This window comes from Streptomyces sp. CNS606, assembly GCF_000426325.1.
This window is the reverse complement of the sequence record NZ_AUFD01000005.1, coordinates 69,107-90,646: the sequence shown is the minus strand read 5'-3', so window position 1 is coordinate 90,646 and position 21,540 is coordinate 69,107. Positions and strand designations below refer to the sequence as shown.

22 protein-coding genes are annotated in these 21,540 nt (G+C 73.7%); 13 read left to right on the top strand and 9 right to left on the bottom strand.

What is annotated here, in order from left to right; genetic code table 11:
- Positions 1–32: 32 nt before the first annotated feature.
- Positions 33–1,058, top strand: coding sequence for an Rv2578c family radical SAM protein (locus tag K304_RS0100435; protein WP_027762122.1), 1,026 nt, complete (start codon positions 33–35; stop codon positions 1,056–1,058).
- Between the two features lie 64 nt (positions 1,059–1,122).
- On the opposite strand, the gene K304_RS0100430 is transcribed toward K304_RS0100435, so the two are convergent.
- Both K304_RS0100430 and tdh read right to left on the bottom strand, forming a co-directional pair.
- Positions 1,123–2,310 carry a glycine C-acetyltransferase gene (locus K304_RS0100430; protein WP_027762121.1) on the bottom strand — a complete coding sequence of 396 codons (1,188 nt, stop codon included), beginning with the start codon at positions 2,308–2,310 and terminating at the stop codon, positions 1,123–1,125.
- Between the two features lie 56 nt (positions 2,311–2,366).
- Positions 2,367–3,449 (bottom strand): L-threonine 3-dehydrogenase, encoded by a 1,083-nt coding sequence (tdh, locus tag K304_RS0100425; protein ID WP_027762120.1) that lies wholly within the window; start codon positions 3,447–3,449, stop codon positions 2,367–2,369.
- 97 nt (positions 3,450–3,546) lie between these two features.
- Here tdh and K304_RS0100420 point away from each other — a divergent pair, with 97 nt between their 5' ends.
- A complete protein-coding gene (locus K304_RS0100420) occupies positions 3,547–4,485 on the top strand; it encodes a LysR family transcriptional regulator (RefSeq protein ID WP_486591533.1) in 939 nt (312 codons plus the stop codon).
- Between the two features lie 41 nt (positions 4,486–4,526).
- Entirely contained in the window at positions 4,527–4,922 is a 396-nt protein-coding gene (locus tag K304_RS0100415) for a RidA family protein (protein ID WP_027762118.1), read from the top strand.
- Between the two features lie 34 nt (positions 4,923–4,956).
- On the opposite strand, the gene K304_RS0100410 is transcribed toward K304_RS0100415, so the two are convergent.
- A complete protein-coding gene (locus K304_RS0100410) occupies positions 4,957–5,436 on the bottom strand; it encodes a VOC family protein (RefSeq protein WP_027762117.1) in 480 nt (159 codons plus the stop codon).
- A gap of 132 nt (positions 5,437–5,568) precedes the next feature.
- Between K304_RS0100410 and K304_RS0100405 the strand changes: the two genes are divergently transcribed.
- Positions 5,569–5,841 carry a glutaredoxin domain-containing protein gene (locus K304_RS0100405; RefSeq protein WP_027762116.1) on the top strand — a complete coding sequence of 91 codons (273 nt, stop codon included), beginning with the start codon at positions 5,569–5,571 and terminating at the stop codon, positions 5,839–5,841.
- A gap of 37 nt (positions 5,842–5,878) precedes the next feature.
- On the opposite strand, the gene K304_RS26560 is transcribed toward K304_RS0100405, so the two are convergent.
- From K304_RS26560 to K304_RS0100385, 4 genes are all read right to left on the bottom strand, one after another.
- Positions 5,879–6,376 carry a GNAT family N-acetyltransferase gene (locus tag K304_RS26560; RefSeq protein ID WP_037788956.1) on the bottom strand — a complete coding sequence of 166 codons (498 nt, stop codon included), beginning with the start codon at positions 6,374–6,376 and terminating at the stop codon, positions 5,879–5,881.
- A 160-nt stretch (positions 6,377–6,536) separates the two neighbouring features.
- Positions 6,537–7,301, bottom strand: a complete 765-nt coding sequence (locus K304_RS0100395; protein ID WP_027762115.1) for a S1 family peptidase — start codon at positions 7,299–7,301, stop codon at positions 6,537–6,539.
- 209 nt (positions 7,302–7,510) lie between these two features.
- Positions 7,511–7,924, bottom strand: a complete 414-nt coding sequence (locus K304_RS0100390; RefSeq protein ID WP_027762114.1) for a cytidine deaminase — start codon at positions 7,922–7,924, stop codon at positions 7,511–7,513.
- A gap of 115 nt (positions 7,925–8,039) precedes the next feature.
- Positions 8,040–9,143 carry an ionic transporter y4hA gene (locus tag K304_RS0100385; protein WP_027762113.1) on the bottom strand — a complete coding sequence of 368 codons (1,104 nt, stop codon included), beginning with the start codon at positions 9,141–9,143 and terminating at the stop codon, positions 8,040–8,042.
- 215 nt (positions 9,144–9,358) lie between these two features.
- Here K304_RS0100385 and K304_RS26555 point away from each other — a divergent pair, with 215 nt between their 5' ends.
- Positions 9,359–11,419, top strand: coding sequence for a hypothetical protein (locus K304_RS26555; protein ID WP_037788887.1), 2,061 nt, complete (start codon positions 9,359–9,361; stop codon positions 11,417–11,419).
- Between the two features lie 29 nt (positions 11,420–11,448).
- On the opposite strand, the gene K304_RS0100375 is transcribed toward K304_RS26555, so the two are convergent.
- Positions 11,449–11,961 (bottom strand): pyridoxamine 5'-phosphate oxidase family protein, encoded by a 513-nt coding sequence (locus tag K304_RS0100375; RefSeq protein ID WP_027762112.1) that lies wholly within the window; start codon positions 11,959–11,961, stop codon positions 11,449–11,451.
- A 70-nt stretch (positions 11,962–12,031) separates the two neighbouring features.
- On the opposite strand from K304_RS0100375, the gene K304_RS0100370 reads away from it, so the two are divergent.
- The 6 genes from K304_RS0100370 to K304_RS0100345 all read left to right on the top strand — a co-directional run bounded on the left by K304_RS0100370 (position 12,032) and on the right by K304_RS0100345 (position 17,550).
- Positions 12,032–12,547, top strand: coding sequence for a GNAT family N-acetyltransferase (locus tag K304_RS0100370; RefSeq protein WP_037788885.1), 516 nt, complete (start codon positions 12,032–12,034; stop codon positions 12,545–12,547).
- A 160-nt stretch (positions 12,548–12,707) separates the two neighbouring features.
- Positions 12,708–14,207: a glycoside hydrolase family 16 protein gene (locus tag K304_RS0100365; RefSeq protein ID WP_027762110.1), complete on the top strand. Its 1,500-nt coding sequence runs from the start codon at positions 12,708–12,710 to the stop codon at positions 14,205–14,207.
- Between the two features lie 287 nt (positions 14,208–14,494).
- Positions 14,495–14,989, top strand: a complete 495-nt coding sequence (locus tag K304_RS0100360; RefSeq protein WP_027762109.1) for a DUF2617 family protein — start codon at positions 14,495–14,497, stop codon at positions 14,987–14,989.
- Positions 14,986–15,393, top strand: a complete 408-nt coding sequence (locus K304_RS0100355; protein WP_027762108.1) for a DUF4247 domain-containing protein — start codon at positions 14,986–14,988, stop codon at positions 15,391–15,393. The genes K304_RS0100360 and K304_RS0100355 overlap by 4 nt, the downstream gene beginning before the upstream one ends.
- A 94-nt stretch (positions 15,394–15,487) precedes the next feature.
- Entirely contained in the window at positions 15,488–15,925 is a 438-nt protein-coding gene (locus K304_RS0100350; protein WP_037788882.1) for a DUF350 domain-containing protein, read from the top strand.
- 29 nt (positions 15,926–15,954) lie between these two features.
- On the top strand, positions 15,955–17,550 hold the full coding sequence (locus K304_RS0100345; protein ID WP_037788955.1) for a polyamine aminopropyltransferase: 1,596 nt from the start codon (positions 15,955–15,957) through the stop codon (positions 17,548–17,550).
- 153 nt (positions 17,551–17,703) lie between these two features.
- Here the strand turns inward: K304_RS0100345 and K304_RS0100340 are convergent, their stop codons facing one another.
- Positions 17,704–18,372, bottom strand: coding sequence for a hypothetical protein (locus K304_RS0100340; RefSeq protein ID WP_027762105.1), 669 nt, complete (start codon positions 18,370–18,372; stop codon positions 17,704–17,706).
- Positions 18,373–18,727: 355 nt separating this feature from the next.
- On the opposite strand from K304_RS0100340, the gene K304_RS0100330 reads away from it, so the two are divergent.
- Positions 18,728–20,512, top strand: a complete 1,785-nt coding sequence (locus tag K304_RS0100330; protein WP_027762104.1) for a 3-hydroxybutyryl-CoA dehydrogenase — start codon at positions 18,728–18,730, stop codon at positions 20,510–20,512.
- 77 nt (positions 20,513–20,589) lie between these two features.
- Positions 20,590–21,381, top strand: coding sequence for a TetR family transcriptional regulator (locus tag K304_RS0100325; protein ID WP_051307683.1), 792 nt, complete (start codon positions 20,590–20,592; stop codon positions 21,379–21,381).
- Positions 21,382–21,540 lie beyond the last annotated feature (159 nt).

Here is a 21,540-nt window from a genome sequence, read left to right as displayed (position 1 = left end):
CCCGGCACGGCGGCGCGACGGAGGAGGACTTCATGCGGTGGGAGAATCTGAACGGGGACGGTCCGGCCGGCCTCTTCGGTACCGACGTCGTGACCAGGACGTTCGACACGCCCGAGTTCCGGGGGGTGACGTTCCACGAGGTGCGGGCGCGCTCGATCGTCAACCGGGTGCCCGGGGCGTCCCGGATGCCGTTCGAATGGACGGTGAACCCCTACCGCGGCTGCACGCACGCCTGCGTGTACTGCTTCGCCCGCAAGACGCACAGCTACCTCGACCTGGACACCGGGACCGGCTTCGACACCCAGATCGTCGTCAAGGTCAACGCCCCGGAGCTGCTGCGCCGCGAGCTGGGCGGACGCCGCTGGCACGGCGAGCACATCGCGATGGGCACGAACGTCGACTGCTACCAGCGCGCCGAGGGCCGCTACCGGCTGATGCCGGGCATCCTCACCGCCCTGCGCGACTACGCGAACCCGTTCTCGATCCTCACCAAGGGCACGCTGATCCTGCGCGACCTGGAACTCCTGCGGTCCGCTGCGGCCGTCTCCGACGTCGGCGTCTCGGTCTCCGTCGGCTTCACCGACGAGGAGCTGTGGCGCACCGTCGAACCCGGCACGCCCGCCCCGCAGCGCCGGCTGGACGTGGTGCGCGCGCTGAGCGAGCACGGCATCCCGTGCGGCGTGCTGATGGCGCCGGTGATCCCGTTCCTGGGCGACTCCCCGGCACAGCTGCGCACCACCGTGCGGGCGATCGCCGCAGCCGGCGCCACGTCCGTCACGCCCCTCACGCTGCACCTGCGGCCGGGCGCCCGCGAGTGGTTCCTGCAGTGGCTGCAGGCCCACCACCCGCAGCTGGTGCGGCACTACGAGGCGCTGTACGCGGCGGGCGCCTACGCGCCGAAGTGGTACCAGCGCCGCATCACCGGACAGGTGCACGAACTGGCCGCGGAGTACGGAATAGGCCCCTCCTCCCCCGGCGCGCACCGGCTGCCACCGGAGCACGCCGAGGAGGACCCGCCGGCGCCGGGCCCGGAGGCCACGCAGCTCACGCTGCTGTGACCACCGGACAGGAGGGGGAATGCGCCGGCGGGCGTTTCTCGCGGCGGGTGCCGCCCGGCCGGCGCTAGCCGGCCGCCTGCGCGGCGTCGCGGACCTCGGTGAAGGCGCGGACGGCGCGCCGCACGTCCTCGGTGGAATGCGCGGCGGAGAGCTGGACCCGGATGCGGGCCTTGCCCTGCGGCACCACCGGGTAGGAGAACGCGATCACATAGATCCCCTTCTCCAGCAGCGCGGCGGCCATCTCGGCGGCGAGCGCGGCGTCGCCGACCATCACCGGGGTGATGGGGTGGTCGCCCGGCAGGATGTCGAATCCGGCCGCGGTCATCTCGGAGCGGAACAGCGCGGTGTTCTCCCGCAGCGTGCGACGCCGGTCGCCCGAGGTCTCGAGCAGGTCCAGGATGCGCAGCGAGGCGCCGACGATGGACGGCGCGAGGGAGTTGGAGAACAGGTACGGGCGGGAACGCTGCCGGAGCAGCTCCACGATCTCGGCGCGCGCGGCGACGTAGCCGCCGCTGGCGCCGCCGAGCGCCTTGCCGAGCGTTCCGGTGACGATGTCGATCCGGTCGGCGACGCCGAAGAGTTCGGGCGTGCCGCGGCCGCCGTCGCCCATGAAGCCCACGGCGTGCGAGTCGTCGACCATGACCAGGGCGTCGTAGCGCTCGGCGAGGTCGCAGATCTCGTCCAGCGGCGCGACGTATCCGTCCATGGAGAACACGCCGTCGGTGACGATGAGGCGGTGCCGGGCGCTCGCCGACTCCTTCAGGCAGCGCTCCAGGTCCGCCATGTCGCGGTTCCGGTACCGGTGGCGGGCGGCCTTGGACAGCCGGATGCCGTCGATGATGCTCGCGTGGTTGAGCTCGTCGGAGATGACCGCGTCCTCGGCGGTCAGCAGGGTCTCGAACACGCCGCCGTTGGCGTCGAAGCAGGAGCTGTAGAGGATGGTGTCCTCGGTCCCCAGGAACTGCGAGATGCGGCGCTCGAGCACCGTGTGCGGCTCCTGGGTGCCGCAGATGAACCGGACGGACGCCATGCCGAAGCCCCAGTCGTCCAGCGCCTGCTTGGCGGCGGCGATGACGTCCGGGTGGTCGGCGAGGTCGAGGTAGTTGTTGGAGCAGAAGTTGACGACCTGCTCGTCGCCGACGCGAATGCCGGACGACTGCGGGCTCGCGATCACCCGCTCCGACTTGTACAGGCCCGCTTCGCGGATCTCGTCGAGCGTCCTGCGCAGGTCGTCGCGCATGGTTCCGAACACTTCGGTGTCCTCCTGGGGTTCGTGGCGGGTCGGCGGCCGGGGGCAGCGGTCAGCGGTCAGCGGTCAGCGGTCAGCGGCCGGCGGCCGGCGGACTGCCCCGCGAGGGGCTGGGTCCAGTCGATGACGACCTTGCCGCACTGGCCGGAACGGGCGGCGGCGAACGCGTCCGCGTGCTCCTCGTAGCCGAACCGGTGGGTGACGACCGGGCCGATGTCGAGACCGCCCTGGAGCAGGACGGACATGGAGTACCAGGTCTCGTACATCTCGCGGCCGTAGATGCCGCGCAGAGTGAGCATGCGCTGCACGATGGTGGCCATGTCGACCGGCACGTCGCCGCTGCCGGTGGGCAGGCCCAGCACCGCGATCCGGCCGCCGGGCCGCATCGCGGCGATCATGTCTCGCAGCGCCTCGGTGCGGCCCGACATCTCCAGGCCGATGTCGAAGCCCTCGGTCATGGACAGTTCGGGCATGACGTCCTTGATCGACGCGGTGCTCACGTCGAGCGCGAGCGTCGCGCCGATCTTCCGCGCGAGCTGGAGGCGGTACTCGCTGACGTCGGTGATGACGACGCTGCGGGCACCGGCGTGCCGGGCGACGGCGGCGGCCATGATGCCGATCGGGCCGGCGCCGGTGATGAGCACGTCCTCGCCGAGCACGGGAAAGGCGAGGGCGGTGTGCACGGCGTTGCCGAACGGGTCGAAGATCGCGGCGATGTCGAGGTCGACCTCGTGCCGGTGCACCCAGACGTTCTCCTCCGGCAGCACCACGTACTCGGCGAACGCGCCGTCCGTGTGCACGCCGAGGCCGATGGTGCGGATGCACAGGTGGCGGCGGCCGGCCATGCAGTTGCGGCAGGTGCCGCACACCAGGTGGCCCTCTCCGCTGACCAGGTCGCCCACCTGCACGCCGGTCACGCCCGCGCCGAGCGCGGCGACCTCGCCGACGAACTCGTGGCCCAGCACGCGGGGCGGCTCGACGGAGCGGGCCGCCCACGCGTCCCAGCCGTCGATGTGCAGGTCGGTGCCGCAGATGCCGGTGCGCAGCACCTTGATCAGCACCTGGCCGTCCCCCGCCTCCGGGGTCGGCACGTCGGTCAGCTCCAGGCCGGGTGCGGCGGCCGTCTTCACCAATGCCCTCATGGCCGAATACTGTCCCTCGCCGAGGGCTGTGCAGTCCATCAGCGATTTCGGAGGTTGATCGTGAAGGCGAGCTTCACGATCGTGCGACACTGGCCGTGTGACCATCGATCCGCGCAGGTTGCGGGTGCTCCGGGCACTGGCCGACCACGGTACGGTCACCGCCGCCGCGCAGGCCCTGTACCTCTCCCCCTCCGCCGTCTCCCAGCAGCTCGCCGCACTGGAGACGGAGGCGGGCCAGCCACTGCTGGAACGGCACGGCCGGAACGTGCGCCTGACCGCGCCCGGCGCCGTGCTCGCCGCGCACGCCACCACGATCGCCGCACAGCTGGAACGGGCCGAGGCGGACCTGGCCGCCTGCGCGGCGGGGCTGGTCGGCGAGGTGGTGCTCGCGGCCTACCCGACCGCGATCACCGAGATCGTCGCCCCCGCGGTCGCCGTGCTCCGGCGGCGGACGCCGCAGGTCGCGTTCCAGGTCAAGGACGCCGAGGGCCATGCGAGCCTGCGCCTGCTGAGCGACGGCGACGCGGACGTCGCGGTCGCGGTGGAGCACCGGGAGACGCTCAGCGACGGCGCCGCCGCCGGGGACGGCAGGCTGCTGCGCGAACCCCTGTACGCCGAGCCGTTCGACGCGGTGCTGCCGCCGGGGCACCGACTCCTCGGTGCGGACCGGGTGCCGCTCACCGAGCTGGCCGACGATCCCTGGATCACCCCCTGGCCCGGCAACCCGGTGCACGACGTGGTGCTGCACGCCTGCGTGCAGGCCGGTTTCCGGCCACGTGTCGACTCGCTGTCCGACGACTTCCGCGCGGTGAGCGCCCTCGTCGCCAACGGGGCGGGGGTCGCGCTGGTGCCCCGCACGGCGCTGCGCGGCATCGACCTGGGCGGTGCGGTGATCCGGCCCCTGGAGGGCGACCGGCCCACGCGCCGGGTGTTCGCCGCGGTGCGGCGCGGCAGCCGCACCCACCCGCTGGTCGAGCTGGCGCTGGCGGCGCTGCACGAGGAGTCCCTCGACCTGGTGCGGCGGACCGGCCCGTAATCGCATCGCGCGGGCGCCGGCGTGTGCCGCACCATGCGGGCATGGCCGAACTCACGCACATCGCCGCGCCCGAGGGCGTCGCCCCCGCCTCCGGCTACGACCACGTGGTGTGGGGCGCCGGGCGGTTCGTCGCCGTCTCCGGGCAGATCGCGCTCGACGCACACGGGGCGCTCGTCGGCGCGGGCGACCCCGCCGCGCAGGCGCGGCAGGTGTTCGAGAACCTGCGCCGCTGCCTGGCTGCCGCTGGGGCGACCTTCGACGACGTGGTGAAGCTGACGTACTTCGTGACCGACGTCGCACATCTGCCGGCCGTCCGGGAGGCGCGGGACGAGGCGCTGGGGGCCGGCCGGCGCCCGCCGGCGAGTTCGGCGGTCCAGGTGGCCGCGCTGGTCCGGCCCGACCTGCTGCTGGAGATCGAGGCGTTCGCGATCGTCTGACCCGCCGCCCTGTCCTGCCCGACGGCACGCCCCGTCAGCCGGCCGCGGCGTAGGCGGCCTGCAGGCCCTTGATGTCGAGCTTCTTCATCTCGAGCATCGCCGCGAACACGGCCTTCGCCTTCGCCGGGTCCGGATCGCCCGTCAGCTCGGTCAGCTGCCGGGGCACGACCTGCCAGGAGAGGCCGTAGCGGTCCTTGAGCCAGCCGCACTGCACCTCCTGACCGCCCTCGCCGAGCTTGTACCAGTAGTGGTCCACCTCGTCCTGCGTGTCGCAGTCGATCTGCAGCGAGATCGCCTCGCTGAAGGTGAACTCCGGGCCGCCGTTGAGCGCGATGAAGCGCTGCCCGGCGAGCTCGAAGGTGACGGTCATGACCGACCCCGGCTCCCGCGGCCCCGCCTCGGTGTAGCGCTGCACGTCGACGACGCGCGAGCCGTTCCCGAAGACGGACACGTAGTGCCGCGCGGCCTCCTCGGCCTCGGTGTCGAACCAGAGGAAAGTGGTGATCTTCTGCATGGCTGCGGCTCCTGCCTACCCGTGCGGACGCTGTCGTACGGGTAGACCGCCCCGGCCGGCGAAACTCATCGGGGGCGGCGATCCCTCCCTCCCGGGTGTTCACGCGTCCGGGCCGTCGGGTAGCCGGGAGGCATGACCGACACGCGCGACGAGGTGGTCGTCTACTGGCGGCCCGGATGCCCGTTCTGCATCGCCCTGCGGCTGCGGCTGCGCCGCACCCGGCTGACGTACCGCGAGGTGAACATCTGGCAGAACCCCGAGGCCGCCGCCTACGTGCGGTCCGTCGCCGACGGCAACGAGACGGTCCCGACCGTCGACGTCGCGGGCCACCCCTTGGTCAACCCCTCCAAGCGTCGCCTGCTGGCCACCGTCCGCGACCACGCGCCCCACCTCCTGACGAGCTGACGCCACCCGCACGCACCGCGTGGGGCACACCGCGCCGTCAGGGGGTGGGCCAGACGCTCTCGAAGTGAAGCTGCCCGTCGTCGGTGGAGACGTGCCGCATGCCTACGGCCGTCATCACGCGGTGGGAGGCGGTGTTGTCCAGGTCGGCGTCGCCCCTGACGACGGCCACGCCACGGGCGCGGGCCATCGCCAGCAGGGCGCGCAGCGCTTCGGCCGCGTAGCCGTTGCCGCGGGCGGAGGGGACCAGGCCGTAGCCGATGCTGACCGCGGCGGTCTCGTCCGGTGCGCCGTGAAAGCCGAGGCTCCCCACGGCGAGGCCGTCCGCGCGGCGCCGTATCTCGTACGTGCCGAAGGGAGACGGATCACCGGACGCGGCGCGGTTCTCCAGGTAGAGCCGCGCGCCGGCGGCGTCGCCCGGGCCCGGGTACTCGGGAGCCCAGTGCGCCTGCCGCACCGCGGCACCGGAGGAGACGCGTCCGGCTTCGGCGGGGCTGAGCGGATGCAGTACGAGGCGTTCCGTCAGGAGGTCGTCCACGGCGGGAGGGTGGCATGCGACGCCCGGGCCGCGCACCCGGTTTTCCCGGCCCCCGCCGGTCACCGTCGGCACGCCGAACTTGGCGGCGACGGCTTCGACGCTCGGTCGGGCGGGCCCGAGGGGGCGCCGAGCCCGCCCGGCGCGCTGTGGTGCGGGACGGTCAGTACAGCGTGAGACCGAACGTCGACAGCACCTCGTTCAGGGGCTGGAAGTAGCTCGTGCCGCCGGAGGAGCACGAGCCCGAGCCGCCGGAAGCGATGCCCAGCGCCTGGTCGTTCTGGCCGAACAGCGGAGTGCCGCCCCCGGCGCCGACGGGGAGGCAGATGTTCGTCCGGATGAGGCCGTAGATGATGCCGTCGGGGCCGTAGTCGATGGTGGCGTTGAGGGCGGTGATGGTGCCGCTGTGGATACCGGTCTGCGGCGTTCTGATGTACACCTGCTGGCCCACGGACGGGGAACCGAGGCTGTATCCGCCCTCGGGGGTCAGATCGGGATTGTCGTAGCGGATGAGGCCGTAGTCGTTGCCCGGGAACGACGAGGAGACCGTCGGGCCGATCGGAATGGTGAGCTGCGGGTCCGCGTACCAGGTGGAGCCCACCGAGGTGCAGTGGCCCGCGGTCACGATGAAGACGTCCGTGCCGTCGGTGACGTTGAAGCCCGCCGTGCAGCGGGCTCCGCCGCTGAAGATCGGGTCCCCCGGCGAGATGGTCTGCGACGACGCGTCCCGGCCCCGGTCGCCCTGCGGGGTGGCCGCGTCGGCAGCCGTCGTCCCGGCGGGCCCACCACCGGCGAGTACGGGTCCGGCCTCCGCGACGGCGCCGGGAGCCCACACCGTGAGCGCGGCCAGCAGGCCCGCGAGGACGGCGACCAGCCGGCCCTTCCGTCGTGACGGGCTTCTTCGTAGGGGTGTGCGCGAGGTGGACATGTCCTTCTCCTTCGTGTCCTGCTCCGGCCCGGCCGCTGATGGCATGACCCTGACATGCAGTCAAGTTCGAGCATGGACAGTGCACGGCCCGTGCACAAGAGGACCCGTCCATGGCACCGGGCCCTCGCACACCCGCCCGCGACGGACTCACCCGCCACGGACGGGGATCGACGCGCACCGGAGCTGGCGGTGGCCGACGCGCGGGTGGGTCATTCGGGGTCGAGCTGGTGGTCGGCCCAGACGTAGGTCTCCGGCAGCAGGTCGGTGACGGGAACCGTGCGGGTCCGGCCGCCTCCGCCGACGATCACCCGGAGCGCGGGGAAGTAGTCGAGCAGGACCTGGCGGCACCGGCCGCACGGAGGCACCACCCCCCGTTCCCGGTCCCCCACGGCGACGATGGTGTCCAGCTCGTCGACGCCCTGGGCGGCCGCCGCACCGACGAGGACCAGCTCGGCACAGGGACCGCCGGTGAAGTGGTAGGCGTTCACCGCCGTGACGATCCGGCCGTCCCGCGCGCGTGCCGCCGCCGCCATCGTGTGGTTGTCGCCGCGGCAGCGGGTGCGGGCCACGTGGGCCGCGGCCTCGACGAGTTCGTGGTCGACGTCGTCGGTCTGCGGGGTCATCCTCTTCTCCTCCGTCGGGTGTCCGGGAACGTAACCGCCCAGCCGCAGGGGAACGCAAGCGGAGAGCGGCACCTCGCCCCTCCCCCGCCGCAGGGTCTCGGGGGTTGACGGCGGGTCAGGGGTTGATGGCGAGGAAGAGGAACGCCGCGAGCAGGACGAGGTGGATGCCGCCCTGGAGGCGGGTGGCACGGCCGGGCACCACGGTGAGGCCGCTGACGAAGGCGGTCAGCAGGAGCAGGACGAGTTGGGTGGTGCCGAGGCCCAGGAGCAGCGGGCCGTCGAGCCAGAGGGACGCGACCGCGATGGTGGGGATGGTCAGCCCGATGCTGGCCATCGCCGAGCCGTAGGCGAGGTTGAGGCTGATCTGGATGCGCCCGCGGAGTGCGGCGCGGGAGGCGGCGAGCGTCTCGGGGAGCAGCACCAGGAGGGCGATGACCACGCCGACGAACGCGTGCGGGAAGCCCGCCGCCTCGACGCCGGACTCGATCGCGGGTGACTCGACCTTGGCCAGGCCGACCACTGCCACGAGCGCCACCAGCAGCAGGGCGAGACTGCCGAGCGCCGCCCGGCGCGAGGGCGGGGGCGCGTGGTCGCCCTCCTCGGCGGCGCGTCCCCCGGAGGTGACGGGAAGGAAGAAGTCCCGGTGACGGCGGGTCTGGGTGAAGACGAAGAGGACGTAGAGCACGAGGGACGCGGCCGCGGCGAACCCCAGTTGGGCGGGGGAAAATTGGGGCCCCGGCTCGCTGGTGAAGGTCGGCAGCACCAGGCTGAGAGTGGCCAGCGTGGCGACGGTGGCCAGTGCGGCGCCGGTTCCCTCGGGGTTGAAGTGCGCGAGGCCGTGGCGCAGCGACCCCAGCAGGAACGCCAGGCCCGCGATGCCGTTGGTGCTGATCATGACCGCCGCGAACACCGTGTCACGGGCCAGCGTCTCCGTCTCGGAGCCGCCGGAGACCATGAGGGTGACGATCAGGGCGACCTCGATGACGGTGACGGCGACCGCCAGCACCAGCGAACCGTACGGTTCGCCGACCCGGTGCGCCACGACCTCCGCGTGGTGCACGGCCGCGAGCACCGCGCCGGCGAGGATGACGGCGACGACCACGACCCAGAAGACCGGCAGGTCGCGTCCCCAGGTGAGGGCCAGCACGGCGAGGGCGAGCAGGGGGACGACGACGGTCCACGACAGGCGCAACCGCAGGGAACGGCGAAGAGCGTGCACCGTCTCACGGTAGCCGCGGGAGCGGGCCGTTCCGGGGAACGGCGGGGCACCCCGCGGGTCCTGGGGAGCCCGTACGGCGGAGCCGCGCGGCACGGCCGTAGGCCGCACGCGCGGGCGCGCAGGCGCGCAGGGGTGTGACCGTCCCAGGATTCACTCGTTTGACGTGAGGACGAGGCCGGCAGGCCGCCACGTACGGGCGAGGGGACGGTCCCGCCATGCAGCACCACGACCACGACGAGCACGCACCGCGCGACGGGGGGCCTGGGCCGGTCGGCGCCCCGGCCGTCGCCGTGGCCGACGCCGAGGCGGCGCTCGTCGAGCACTACCCGCACCTGGTCCGGCTGGCTTACCTGGTGCTGCCCGCCGAGATGGGGCGGCACCGCCGGGTGCTGGCGGCGCACCGTGCCGTGCAGCGTGCCCTCCCCCGCGGGGGGCGCCGCCGCCGGTCGCGGGCGGTGCCGCCGTCCGGCCCCAGGGGCGGCGCAGCGGACACGGCGTACGGCGAGGTGCGCGCCGCGGTGCTGCGCGGTGCGCTCCGGCAGGCCCGGCAGGCGCCCCGGGCCGACCGCGCCGGGGAGGCCCGACGGCGCGGACGGCGGCTCCGGCCGGGCCTGCCGGTGGTGTGGGGGCTGCGGCTCTTCCCCCCGGCGGCGGGGCCCGAGGAGGCCGCGCTGGACCGTGAACTGGCGGACCTGTCCCCCGGTGCCCGGGCGGCGTTCGTGCTGCGTCACCTGGAGGGACTGTCCGAGCCGGACGTCCGCGCGCTGCTGCACGCCGCCGGGGACGCCGACGCGCGGGCCGCCTGTGCCGCCGCGCACCGCCTCGGCCGGGAACGTGACGGGGCGTCGGCTCTGCTGGCGTCCGCGGAGTTCGACTCGCACGCCGTGCAGACCCGGCCGACCGATCTGCTGCGCCGCCGCGCGCTCGCGCGCACCGCGACGCTGGCGGCCGGGGCGCTGCTGCTCGCGCTCGTCGCCGTGGCGCTCGCCGGGGACGGGACGTCCGGGCCGGGCACGGAGCCGGTGGCCGGGCCCGCCGCGCCGGGCCGGGAGGGGTCCGCCGGGGCGCGGATCGCACCGGCGGACCTGCGGCGGACGCCGGCGGAGTACTGGGCGGACACCTCCCGCGTCGACTTCGGCGCCTGGCCCGCCCGCGGCGACCGCACCGGGGACGCCGCCCTGCTCGGCAGGGCGCTCGACGCCTGGGCCGTGGCGGGGACCGACGGCAAGGGGGCGGGGACCGACGGGGACGGAGACGTACGGGTCGCGGTCACGCCCGGCACGTCCGCCGCCGCACCGCCGGACCCGCCGCAACTCCTCTTCGCCGGGGAGGTGGAGGGCGCGGCGGTGGTGCTGCTGCACGACGGCCGCCGGCTGGCCCGCTACACCGAAGGGCCGGACGCGTCCCGTCCGATGCTGACCGTCGCCCGCGCCGACGACGCGGACGTCACGACCGCCGCGGCCGTCGTCGTCCACCGCACGGCGACCTCGCTGCGCTACCTCACCGCGCCCTGGATCGCCGGGACCGCGACCCTCGACCTGCTCGACCCGGACGGCGCACCCGAGCGGCTGGCGCGCTCGGAGGCGGGCGTCACCGGCTCCCTGCCGGTGCCCCGGGCCGGCGCGTGCACACGCCGGCCGGTGCTGTGGCTGCGGTCCTCCGAACGGATCGTCGAGAGCCACGCCTTCCTGGTCACGGACCTCGGCGAAGTGACGCCCGCACATCTCACCTACACGCCGCCGCCGGAGAGCGGTCAGCCGGCCCGGGCGCCGCGCGAGGCGGTGAGCGCGGAGGCGCGGCGGGTGTGGGGGCGCAGCGCGTGCGCCCTGGCGGACCTGCGGGACAGCGGGGTGCGGGCCGTCAACAACTGGGAGTTCGGCCGTCAGGAGCTGCCGCAGGGAGCGGGACGAGCGGCCTGGGTGTGCCGGCGCACGGACACCTGGGCCGGGCGGGCGTCGGTCTCGGTGCGCTTCCTGCCGCCCGCACGCGAGGTGTCGGACCCCGGCCGGGAGGTCGCCGTGGCCGAGGACACCGCGCTGTGCAGCCGCTTCGGCCAGCATCTCGTGGCCCGGACGACGTGGCGGGCGCCGGACGACGAGCCCTACCTGCTCGTCGCGGGGAGCCGGGAGGTGACCGGCCTGCGCGTGACGGGCGAGGTGCGCGCCGTACGGGACGGGCGCTACCTCGCCGTGCCCCTCGACGGCGACGGCACGCCCTCCGGGACCCGGGTGACCGCACGCCTGACGGACGGCACCGCGCTGCGCCCGCTGCCGTGACCGGCCCCGGAGTCGCAGCCGGCCGCCGGCTACACCTCCTCCTCCCTCGGCGGTGTGTCGTCGTTGCCGCGCCGGAGCGTCCGGACCGGGACGCCGGGGCGCCAGACGTCCATGCACATGTCGGGCACGTCGAGGTAGGTGCGCACCACCTCCGTCAGGTCGACGCGGAAGAGGTGGAAGACCTCCGGCACCTCTCCCTCCGGCTGCTCACCGGCGTACTCGGCGAGCTTCGCCGGGTCGGTCACCTCCACCGCACGTCCGGAGACGCGCGCGTCGCCGTGCTCCATCTCCGCTCCCTCCCCCGGGTTGGCGTGCAGCGCGAAGCGCGGGTCGCGCAACAGGTCGAGCGCCTTGCGCGAGTTCGGCATCATGCCGAGCCACAGCTCGCCGTGCCCGAAGCCGGCCTCCAGGCCGGTCACGCGCGGCGCGCCGTCCGCGCGCAGCGTGGCCAGCACGTGGTGCCGGTACATGCCGAAACGCTCCCGCACCGTCGCCGCCAGCGAAGGTGCCTCTTCCTCGAAGTCTCCCCAACTCGTCGTCATCCCCTCATGGTGCCCGGTGGGTCCGACAGATCCCCGCGACGCGGGGCGTGCGCGGTGCGACCATGGCGCGATGCGGATTCGGGAGACGGCTCAGGCCGATGCCGGGGCGGTGGCGGCCCTGCGGATCGCCGGCTGGCGGTACGCGTACGCGGGACTGATGCCCCCGGCACACCTGTCGGCGATGGACGCGGCCGAGGACGCCGTCCGCCACCGCGCACGTCTGGCCTCGCCCGCTCCCGGTCTGTGGGATCTGGTCGCCGAGGACCCCGAGGGCGAGATCGTCGGCTGGGCGGCGGGCGGCCCGTACCGGGACGGTGAGCGGCGTACGTCCGACGCGGAGCTCTACGCCCTGTACGCACGACCGGACGTGATCGGCACGGGAGTCGGCCGGGCGCTGACCTCGGCGGCGCGCGAGCGCGCCCTGAGGTCGGCGGCTCCGCGGCTGTACGTGTGGGTGGTGGAGGGGAACGCCCGGGCGCGCCGCTTCTACGAGCGGGCGGGGTTCGTCCCGGACGGCGGGCGGGAGGACTTCGACGCGGGCGGCCGGACCCTGACCGACCTGCGGTACGTGCGCGCGCCCGGCTGAGGAGGCGCCAGGATGCCGCCCTCGGCCGACGGATCGTTGCCCCACGCATTCAAGAAGTGGCGAGGCCGGGGCCATTGACGCGTTCTCCGGCTCCATCTATAAGACTCTGAGAGCGCTCTCACGTTCGTCATGGCCCCCACTCCGCAGGAGGTGCTCCCTCATGAGCACGACCAGCAGTACCGCCCCACCGCTCTCCGCAAGATCCGGGCCCGGCCGCCCCCGGGCCGCGCTGTACGCCGCGCTCGGCGCCGTCGCCCTCGTCTGCGCCCTGCTCGCCTCCGCGTTCGGCGCACAACCCGCCCGGGGCGACGTCCCCGGCGCGCCCGGCTGGGACCTGGCGTGGAGCGACGACTTCGACGGGGCCGCGGGCTCCCTTCCGTCGTCGCAGAACTGGCAGCTGGACCTCGGCCACGGCTACCCCGGCGGCCCGGCCAACTGGGGCACCGGCGAGATACAGAACTACACGGACTCCACCGACAACATCGCCCTGGACGGCGGCGGCAACCTGCGCATCACGCCGCTGCGCGACGGCGCGGGCAACTGGACCTCGGCCCGCATCGAGACCAAGCGCGCCGACTTCAAGGCGCCCGAGGGCGGCACGCTGCGCATCGAGGGACGCGTGCGGATGCCGGACGTGACGGGCGAGAAGGCCCTGGGGTACTGGCCCGCCTTCTGGGCCCTGGGCGCGCCGTACCGGGGGAACTACTGGAACTGGCCTGCCATCGGCGAGTTCGACGTGATGGAGAACGTCAACGGGATGAACCGCGTGTGGGGCGTGCTGCACTGCGGCGTGAACCCCGGTGGTCCGTGCAACGAGACCAACGGCCTCGGCGCCAGCCGGGTCTGCCCGGGTCCGGCCTGCCAGGCCGACTTCCACACCTACCGCTTCGAGTGGGACCGCAGCGGCGCCGAGGAGGAGCTGCGCTGGTACGTGGACGGGCAGGAGTACCACAGCGTGACGGAGGGCCAGATCGGCGCGTCGGCCTGGTCGGACATGACCAGCCACGCCGGCTACTTCATCCTGCTGAACGTGGCGATGGGCGGCGCGTTCCCGGACGGTGTGGCCGGTCACGCCACCCCGACCGCGGCGACCGAGCCGGGGCACTCGATGCTGGTCGACTACGTCGCGGTGTGGACCCGCGGCGGCGACGGCGGCGACCCCGGCGACCCGACGGACCCTCCCGGCGGTGACGCCTCCACCGTCTACCTGGGCGCCGACGGCGGGCTGAACTCCGGGACGACCTCCCCCGGCACGGTCACCCTGGACCCGGCGGGCGGCGGCAACCACGACGGGAACCCGCACCGGCAGCAGACGTTCACCCTCGAAGGCGTGGACGGGAGCTACGACGGCGGGGAGACCCGGTTCGACCTGTTCGTGGACGCGGGCGAGGCGGTCGGCAACGGCCAGCAGGTCCGGATCTCCTACGACCGCACCGGCGACGGCAGTTGGGACCGCAGCGAGACCTACCACTACTTCGCCACCGATCCGGCTCCCGGCTTCGAGCACTACACCGAGGGCCGCGGGCTGAAGTCGTCGAGCGGGGCCCACGGCGACATGGACGGCGGCACGGTGCGCGTGGAGGTGTGGAACGCCATCGGCAACGGCTCCAGCACCCTGGGCACCGGCGACCGCTCCGTGCTGCACCTGCCCTTCGGCTGACCCGGGGCCGGCCGGCGTCCTGCGCGCCGGCCGGCCCCGCGACCGGCGCGGCCGCCCTCCCGGAAGGGAACGGCGGTCGCGCCGTTCACGCTCCCGCACGCGAACCGCCCCCGTATCACTCGCACATGTGCACGCCCCCGACACCGCCGTCCGCTGTGGCCTGTGCCATACTCGCCCGACGTCCGCCGGGAAGCGCCCGCCGCCGGCGACGCATCGCGAGCAGGGAAACGGGGACACGCAGTCATGGGAGCCGAGGCCGGACCGAGACCTCGCGAGGGCAGCGACGCGTGACCGGCATACCCCTCGCGGCACCGTATCTGGACACCAGCGCCGACGAACTCTCCTTCGCCCTGGGCCTCTCCGCGCACGACGCGCTCGCCGTCACCGAAGTCGAGACGACCGCCGGACTCACGGTGGAGCTGCGACTGCTGGGCGCCTCGCACCAGGTCTTCGCCGGACCGGTGCGCGAGACGGTGGCCTGCCTGCCGGGCGGCTCGCGGCGACTCCCGGAGACCGTGACCGAGGAGTTCCCCGGCTGGGTCTACCACTTCACCGCCCGCGTCGAGCACCACCCGCAGACGGAGTTCGCGCGCCGCGTCGCCGAGGTGCGTGCGACGGCGCAGGGACGGGCCGACGCGCTGTGCGGCGTCTTCCCCGGCGACGCCGACGCGGTCACCGCGCTGGCGATGGACCGGGGCCCCGGCGTCGGCTGGCGCACCTGGCACACGTACCCCCAGACCGGCCACGTGGTGGCCACGCACACCCGGATGGAGAAGAGATGAAGCGGATCGCGCCGGCCTCGGTGGCGATGGCGGCGGCCGTCGGCATCCTCGCTACGGGCTGCTCCAGCAGCGCCCCGAACGAGGTGCCGGACCAGTGGATCTCCAGCACGTACGAGTACGAGCTGGGCGACTACGTCGACCCCTCCGACGCCCCGCGGAAGGTCGCCGACGAGATCGACGGGCACACCGCGGCCGCCGACCGCCTGAGCGACGACGGCATGGTGTTCCTCCGCTACGAGGACGACATGGTCGCGATCAGCCCCCGGACCTCCGGTTCCGGCAGCGTCATCGACATCGACGACTACGACGACGGCTACGACCGCTGGGGCAGCCACGTGCGCAGCAAGTGGCCGGCCCCGGGCAGCGGCAGCTTCCGCGGCGGCGGCCCCGGCCTCGGCAAGTGACCGCGCGGCGCACGACCGCCCCGCACGCAGATCCCCGCACCACCCCGCACCACCCGTAAACGCCCGGTAGGACACCCGGAAGGAAAGCAGAACAGTGGGATTCATCTTCGAGTCGGCCGGTATCGCGTTGCTGTACGGCCTGGTGGGCTTCGTCGTCATGGTGGCGGGCTTCGTCGTCCTCGACCTGCTGACGCCCGGCAAGCTGGCCGCCGTGGTGTGGACCGACCGCAACAAGGGCGCGGCCGTGGTGCTCGGCGGCCAGATGCTCGGCCTGGGCTGGGTCATCGCGCAGGCGATAGGCGCCAGCGAGTCCGAGGCGGGTCTCGCCGAGGGTCTGTTCAGCACCTTCCTGTACGGCGCCGCGGGCGTCGTGATGATGACGCTGGTGTTCGTCATGGTCGCCGTCCTCACGCCCGGCAGGCTCGGCGCGACGGTGTTCGACGACGAAGGCGGCCGTCCGCACCCGGCGGCGTGGGTGCAGGCGACCATGTATCTCGGGACCGCCCTGATGATCGGCGCGGCGCTGACCTGACGCGCGCGCACGAGACCCGGCCCCGCCCGATCCGTACGACCGATTCGAAGCCCGTGAACGCACAACCTCCCGTCGCCACCTCCCGCCTGCCGCGCTTCCTGCTGCTGTTCGCGGTGTTCCTCTGCGCCGCCTGCGGGCTGGTGTACGAGCTCGCGCTCACCGCGCTGGGCAGCTACCTCATCGGCAACTCGGTGCTCCAGACCTCGATCGTGCTCTCGGTCATGGTCTTCGCGATGGGCGTGGGCTCGCTCGCGGCCAAGCCGCTGCGGCGGCGCGCCGCGGGCGCCTTCGCCCTGGTCGAGGGCCTGCTGGCGCTCGTCGGCGGGCTCTCGGTGCTGATCCTGTACATCGCCTATGCCTGGCTGCGGATCTACACGCCGGGCGTGGTGGTCATCGCCTTCGTGGTCGGCGTGCTCATCGGCGCGGAGATCCCGCTGCTGATGACGCTGCTGCAGCGCATCCGCAGGCAGGAGGCGGGCAGTGCGGTCGCCGACATGTTCGCCGTGGACTACATCGGCGCGCTGATCGGCGGTCTGTGCTTCCCGCTGCTGCTGCTGCCGACGTTCGGGCAGATCAAGGGCGCCCTGGTGGTCGGCTGCGTCAACGCGCTGGCCGGCATGGTGGTCGTGCTGTGGATCTTCCGCAGACAGCTCCGGCGGGTGGTGCAGACGGGCCTGCTGGCCGGCATGGCCGCGGTGCTGGCGGTGCTCGGCGGCGCGTACGCGCTGGCCGACGACATCGAGGTGACGGCCCGGCAGCAGCTCTACCGCGACCCGGTCGTGCACGCCGAACGGACGCCGTACCAACAGATCGTGGTGACCGAGTCGCCGACGCTCGCAGGCGACGGCGACATGCGGCTGTTCCTCAACGGCGACCTGCAGTTCTCCTCCGTCGACGAGTACCGCTACCACGAGGCGCTGGTCCACCCGGCGCTGTCGGGGAAGCGTTCCTCCGTGCTGGTGCTCGGCGGCGGTGACGCGCTCGCCCTGCGCGAGGTGCTGCGGTACGACGACGTGGAGAAGGTCACCCTGGTCGACCTCGACCGCGCGATGACGCGCCTGGCGCGCGACTTCGAGCCGCTGCGCCGCCTCAACGACGGGTCGCTGTCCGACCCGCGCGTCACGGCGGTCAACGCCGACGCCTTCAACTGGCTGCGGGACGCGCGTCAGCGGTTCGACGCGATCGTCGTCGACTTCCCCGACCCGGACACCGCGGCGCTGGCGAAGCTGTACTCGGTGGAGTTCTACAGCCTGGTCTCGCGGGCCCTCGCCCCGCACGGCAACCTGGTGGTGCAGGGCGGCTCGCCGTTCTTCGCGCCGAAGACCTTCTGGGCCGTGGACGAGACGCTGCAGGCGGCCGGGTTCGCCACCACGCCGTACAACGTGGACGTACCGAGCTTCGGCAACTGGGGCTTCCTGCTCGCCCGGCCGGCCGCCGAGGCGCACGGCGAGGCGCCGGAGTTGCGCCTGGCGCCGGACGCACCGGAACTGCGTTTTCTGGACGAGGCGGTGCTCCAGGCGTCCGAGGTCTTCCCCGTCGACCGCCGTTCCCGGGACGTGCGCCCCAGCACCCTCATGGACCCCACCGTCCTGGAGTACCAGCGCCACGAGTGGAACGCGTACTAGCCTCCGGCGGGTGACCGGCGGGCGGCACGGGCCTCCGGGGGAGGCGGGCGGCTTCCCTGCCGCGCCCACCCCTCTCGCGCAGCCGTGCAGGGCCCGGCGCGGGCCGGTGCCGCCTGCGTGCACGACGCCCGGACGGACGACGGGGACGGCGCTTCAGCCGCCGGTGCGGGCGAGAGCCGCTTCGGCGGCGGGCCGGAGGCGGTGCTGCGCGGCGGCGCGAGCGAGGACGGGCCGGGCACGGGGGTCACCGATGCGGCCGAGTCCCTCGACACAGGCCAGCGCCACCGGCCCGTGCGGATCCGGCAGCTCCAGCAGGCGGTCCAGCACCGCGACCAGCGTCGGGACCGACTCGGGGGCACGCAGTGCCACCAGCAACCGGACCGGATGCAGCGCGTAGGCGGTGCGCAGCTCGTTCGTGGCGAGCGCGGCGGCGGCGCGTGCGGTCCTGGGGTCGCCGAGCCGGACCAGGGCGTGGGCGGCGGTGCCGCCGCGCACCGGGTCCCGGTAGTTGAGCAGGAAGACGAGCGTCTCGAAGGCCCGGCGGTCCCGTGCGCAGCCGAGGGCGAAGGCGGCGATCTCCAGCGCCCACAGCGGGCGTCCCGTCTCGCCGAGGACCCGAGCGAGTGCGTCGCCCGCCTCCGGTGGCCCTTCGCCCGCCCCGGTACCGGCCGCCCCGGTACCCGCCGCTCGCGCGCCGGGCACGGCCGCGCGGGCGAGCCGGAGCAGCCGTTCGCACTCGCCGGCCGCGTCCGGCCCCCGCGCCTCCGCCCTGGCCCGCCGTTCGAGGTCGGTGAAGGGGGCGTCGTCCCGGAGACGTGTCACTGCGGCCGTTCCTCCCGCCGGTCGGTGCGGTCCAGGCCGGGGCCGGCGGACCTGCCGGAAGCCTTGACCGGCGGCACCCGCGGCAACCCTCCGGAACCGGCCGAATCCGGGTGGCACTCAGTGCCAAGTTTTTGCCGTTCCCCTCTGGCGTTCTTGTTACCGGCGAGTTAGCCTGCTCATCAGAGCGGCACCCCCGCTCAGGCGGCCTGGTGACGCAGCCGCCGAGAGTGCAGTCGGTTCGGCAACCTTCTTCCAGCCGGCGCGGCCCCGGGACAGGGCCGCCGGCTCCCTTCCCCCGCTGCGCGCGCGTTCCTGCGCGGCGGCACCCTCAGCAGTCGTCACCTGGGAGTCCGTCATGGACCGTCCATCTCTGCACACCATCGCCGTCGTCGGCCTGGGAACCATGGGCACCGGCATCTCCGACGTGCTGACCCGCGCGGGCCGCGAGGTCGTCGGCATCGACACCGACGAGGCGGCCGCCCGCCGTGCGGCGGCCGCGCTGGAGTCCTCCACCGCGCGCGCCGTCGAGCGCGGACGCATGACCGCGGAGGAGCGGCGCGACGCGCTGTCCCGCTTCCGCACCTTCCCCGACCTCCAGGCGGCCGCGCAGGCCGACCTGGTCATCGAGGTCGTGCCCGAGGACTACGACACCAAGTGCCAGGTCTTCGCCGCCCTGGATGCCGTGGTGCGGCCGGACACCATCCTGGCGACCGGTACGAACGCGCTGTCCGTGACACGGCTGGCGGCGGACTCCGACCGGCCCGAACGCGTCCTGGGGCTGCACTTCTTCAACCCGGCCCCGGCGATGAAGCTGGTCGAGGTGGTCTCCTCGGTGCTGACGTCCCCCGCGGCCGTCGCCGCCGTCACCCAGCTCGCCCGGGACCTGGGCAAGGACCCGATCGCCGTCGGCGACCGTCCCGGGTTCGTCGCGGACGGCCTGCTCTTCGGCTACCTCAACCAGGCCGCGGCCATGTACGAGTCGCACTACGCGGGTCGCGAGGACATCGACGCAGCGATGCGGCTCGGCTGCGGCCTGCCCATGGGGCCGCTCGCGCTGCTGGACCTGATCGGCATCGACACGGCCCGCACCGTGCTGGACGCCATGTACGCGCAGTCCCGCGACCGCCTGCACGCCCCGGCGCCGATCCTGCGCCAGCTGAGCGACGCGGGCCTGACGGGCCGCAAGTCCGGCGCCGGCTTCTACACCTACGAGGCCCCCGGCTCGGCCGCCGTCGTCCCGGACGCCCGTACTCCCGACCCCGGCGCGGGTCAGGGCGCCGGCCGGCCGGTGCACGGCGTCGGCGTGATCGGGTCCGGCACCATGGCGGCCGGCATCGCCGAGGTGTTCGCCAAGGCCGGGTACCCGACGGTGCTCGCCGCCCGCAGCGAGGAGAAGGCGGAGCGGGCCAAGGCGCGGGTCGCCACGTCCCTGGGGCGCTCGGTGTCCAAGGGGCGGCTCGGCGAGGCGGACCGCGACGCGGCGCTGGCCCGCATCACCCCGGCCGGCACGCTGGACGCGCTCGCCGGCGTGGACCTGGCGGTGGAGGCCGTCGCCGAGGACCTGGACGTCAAGCGGGAGCTGTTCGGCGCCCTGGACAAGGTGTGCAAGCCGGGGGCGGTGCTGGCGACGACCACCTCGTCGCTGCCGGTGGTCGCCTGCGCACGGGCCACCGAACGCCCGCAGGACGTGGTCGGCATGCACTTCTTCAACCCGGCCCCGGCGATGAAGCTGGTCGAGGTCGTGCGCACCGTCCTGACCGCGGACGACGTCCACGCGACCGTGCGGGAGGTGTGCACGAAGGTGCGCAAGCACCCCGTCGACTGCGGCGACCGGGCGGGCTTCATCGTGAACGCCCTGCTGTTCCCGTACCTGAACAACGCGGTGAAGATGCTGGAGGAGCACTACGCGTCGCTGGACGACATCGACGCCGCGATGAGGCTGGGCGGCGGCTACCCGATGGGACCGTTCGAACTGCTGGACGTCGTCGGGCTGGACGTCTCGCTCGCCATCGAGCGGGTGCTGCACGACGAGTTCCGCGACCCGGGGCTGGCACCCGCGCCGCTGCTGGAGCACCTGGTCGCGGCGGGCTGCCTGGGGCGGAAGTCCGGCCGCGGCTTCCGTGAGTACGCGTCACGGTGAGCCCGGGCTGGGGCGGCCTCCTGGAACCCCCGGGAGGCCCGCCTTCCGCGCAGGTCACACGGTGTAACGTGCACCACATGCCGGAGTCCGTGAAGCCCGCCCGCACCCCCGCCGCGTCGACACAGCGGCTGAAGATCCGACGTGAACTCGCCGCAGCGGCGATGGAGCTGTTCGCGACCAAGGGATACGAGGCGACGACCGTCGACGAGATCGCCGCCACGGCCGGGGTCGCCCGGCGGACTTTCTTCCGGCACTTCCGCTCCAAGGAAGAGGCGATCTTCCCGGACCACGACGACACCCTGGTGCGGGCGCAGGCGGTGCTGGAGGCCGCGCCGGCGCACGAGCACCCGCTGGACACGGTGTGCCGCGGCATCAAGGAGGTCATGAAGATGTACGCGGCCTCCCCGCAGGGGAGCGTCGAGCGGTACAAGCTGACGCGCGAGGTGCCCGCGCTGCGCGAACGGGAGATCGCCTCCGTGGCGCGGTACGAGCGGCTGTTCACGCGCTACCTGCTCGGCCACTTCGACGAGGCGGCGCACCGCGACGCGGGGGACGGCGCGACGAGTTTCGACGAGCCGCTGCTGGCCGAGGTCGCGGCGTCGGCCGTCGTCACCGCGCACAACCACGTACTGCGGCGGTGGCTGCGGGGCGGGGCCGTGGGAGACGTGGAGGCGCAACTGGACCACGCCTTCGCGATCGTCCGGCGGACGTTCGGCACCGGGTTCGCGGCGGACCGCCCGGCGGCGACGGTGCGGCCCGCGGCCGGAGGCCCGGGGCGGGGCGACGTGCTGGTCACCGTCGCCCGAACGGACGCATCGCCGGCGGAGATCATGACGTCGATCGAGGCGGCGCTGCGCGACCGCCGCTGAGTCCTCCGCTCCCCACGGCTCCCCCTGCGGACGGCCCCCGGTTTCGGGAGAGGCCGGGACCGGGGACACATTCCGGCGCACGGCCCAGAGCCCGCTCAGGTGTGCCCCGGAGGTGACACGTGAGAGAAAATCATGGCACCTAGTGCCTTGTGTGCTGGC

Bases quoted from the DNA above. Each gene is read 5' to 3' on its own strand.
- K304_RS0100435 (WP_027762122.1), top strand. From the start codon at position 33: ATGCGGTGGGAGAATCTGAACGGGGACGGTCCGGCCGGCCTCTTCGGT.
- tdh (WP_027762120.1), bottom strand. From the start codon at position 3,449: ATGAGGGCATTGGTGAAGACGGCCGCCGCACCCGGCCTGGAGCTGACC.
- K304_RS0100415 (WP_027762118.1), top strand. From the start codon at position 4,527: ATGGCCGAACTCACGCACATCGCCGCGCCCGAGGGCGTCGCCCCCGCC.
- K304_RS0100410 (WP_027762117.1), bottom strand. From the start codon at position 5,436: ATGCAGAAGATCACCACTTTCCTCTGGTTCGACACCGAGGCCGAGGAG.
- K304_RS0100405 (WP_027762116.1), top strand. From the start codon at position 5,569: ATGACCGACACGCGCGACGAGGTGGTCGTCTACTGGCGGCCCGGATGC.
- K304_RS0100395 (WP_027762115.1), bottom strand. From the start codon at position 7,301: ATGTCCACCTCGCGCACACCCCTACGAAGAAGCCCGTCACGACGGAAG.
- K304_RS0100390 (WP_027762114.1), bottom strand. From the start codon at position 7,924: ATGACCCCGCAGACCGACGACGTCGACCACGAACTCGTCGAGGCCGCG.
- K304_RS26555 (WP_037788887.1), top strand. From the start codon at position 9,359: ATGCAGCACCACGACCACGACGAGCACGCACCGCGCGACGGGGGGCCT.
- K304_RS0100375 (WP_027762112.1), bottom strand. From the start codon at position 11,961: ATGACGACGAGTTGGGGAGACTTCGAGGAAGAGGCACCTTCGCTGGCG.
- K304_RS0100370 (WP_037788885.1), top strand. From the start codon at position 12,032: ATGCGGATTCGGGAGACGGCTCAGGCCGATGCCGGGGCGGTGGCGGCC.
- K304_RS0100365 (WP_027762110.1), top strand. From the start codon at position 12,708: ATGAGCACGACCAGCAGTACCGCCCCACCGCTCTCCGCAAGATCCGGG.
- K304_RS0100355 (WP_027762108.1), top strand. From the start codon at position 14,986: ATGAAGCGGATCGCGCCGGCCTCGGTGGCGATGGCGGCGGCCGTCGGC.
- K304_RS0100330 (WP_027762104.1), top strand. From the start codon at position 18,728: ATGGACCGTCCATCTCTGCACACCATCGCCGTCGTCGGCCTGGGAACC.
- K304_RS0100325 (WP_051307683.1), top strand. From the start codon at position 20,590: ATGCCGGAGTCCGTGAAGCCCGCCCGCACCCCCGCCGCGTCGACACAG.